Origin of the sequence: Pseudomonas sp. 2822-17 (assembly GCF_002742485.1) — a bacterium.
GTDB classification, from domain to species: domain Bacteria; phylum Pseudomonadota; class Gammaproteobacteria; order Pseudomonadales; family Pseudomonadaceae; genus Aquipseudomonas; species Aquipseudomonas cyclaminis.
Map to the genome: position 1 here is coordinate 1 of NZ_LJRZ01000748.1, position 270 is coordinate 270.

Annotated in this window: 1 protein-coding gene; it reads right to left on the reverse strand. The window is 40.4% G+C overall.

What is annotated here, in order from left to right; translation table 11 throughout:
* A partial coding sequence (locus AOA60_RS26400; RefSeq protein ID WP_143522566.1) for an SMP-30/gluconolactonase/LRE family protein occupies positions 1–270 on the reverse strand: 270 nt, incomplete at both ends.

Here is a 270-nt window from a genome sequence, read left to right on the forward strand (position 1 = left end):
CCCAGTAGGTGTATCAATATAGTACATTTTTTCCTTTTCAACATTCCAGGCAAGTCCGTTTGAAATGCTAACTCCTTCAATCATTCTCTCACATTGGAAATCCTCGGTTAAGCGATATAGAGAACCCACTCCATTTTTTCCATCCATATGCATTGTGCCAGCCCAGAATCGACCATTTGGATCACACTTCCCATCATTGAAGCGATTGTCTTTAGGTTCTCCAGGTAATGCAACAGGATTAGGAGTCATATCATCATGAAGATTACTTAC